The sequence below is a fragment of the Neisseria sp. P0021.S006 genome (genome assembly GCF_051956895.1).
Genome location: NZ_JBQCWZ010000571.1, coordinates 1 through 851, shown reverse-complemented (window position 1 = coordinate 851; position 851 = coordinate 1). Strand labels below are relative to the sequence as shown.

General features: G+C 51.9%; 1 protein-coding gene. It reads left to right on the top strand.

Going from position 1 to position 851, the window contains the following annotated elements; translation table 11 throughout:
• Positions 1-177: 177 nt before the first annotated feature.
• On the top strand, positions 178-851 hold a 674-nt coding region (gene rseP, locus ACTHUM_RS15755; protein WP_440403387.1), incomplete at its 3' end, for an RIP metalloprotease RseP.

The window sequence follows — 851 nt, the reverse complement described above, 5'->3', positions numbered from 1 at the left end:
GCGCAAACACGCAGACAGGCAGAAGCCTTTATCGGCAAACAATAAAGCTTCAATGACAGGCCGTCTGAAACGCCAACCGCTTGGCATTTAGGCAGACAAAATGGAACAACTGCCTTTATAATCGGTTTTCAGACGGCCTTATCCGTTGATTATCACATTCCACCCAGGGGATTTTTTTTGCAAACCTTTTTAGCCTTTATCGTCGCCATTCTGATTTTGGTCAGCCTGCATGAGTTCGGACACTATATTGTTGCCCGCTGGTGCGGCGTTAAAGTCGTGCGCTTTTCCGTCGGCTTCGGTAAGCCCTTTTTCACCCGAAAACGCGGCGATACCGAGTGGTGTCTTGCCCCGATTCCGCTGGGCGGTTACGTTAAAATGGTCGATACGCGCGAAGGCGAGGTGGCGGAGGCAGATTTGCCGTATGCCTTTGACAAGCAGCATCCGGCCAAGCGCATCGCCATTGTTGCCGCCGGCCCTTTGACCAATTTGATTTTGGCCGTTTTGCTTTACGGTTTGAGCTTTTCCTTCGGCGTAACCGAGTTGCGCCCCTATGTCGGCATGGTCGAGCCTGCCAGTATTGCCGCCAAAGCAGGTTTTCAGGCAGGCGATAAGATTGTATCGGTCAACGGAATCGCCGTAAAAGACTGGAGCGATGCGCAAACCGAGATGGTGTTGAACCTTGAAGCCGGTCCTGTAAAAGTCGCCGTTCAGACGGCCTCAAATGCCCAAGCCGTCCGCATAATTGATGCCGCCGGTACGCCTGAAGCAGGTAAAGTTGCGAAAAACCAAGGCAACATCGGCCTTTTGCCTTTTAGAATTACTAACCGCATCGGCAAAGTCTTGGCTGATAG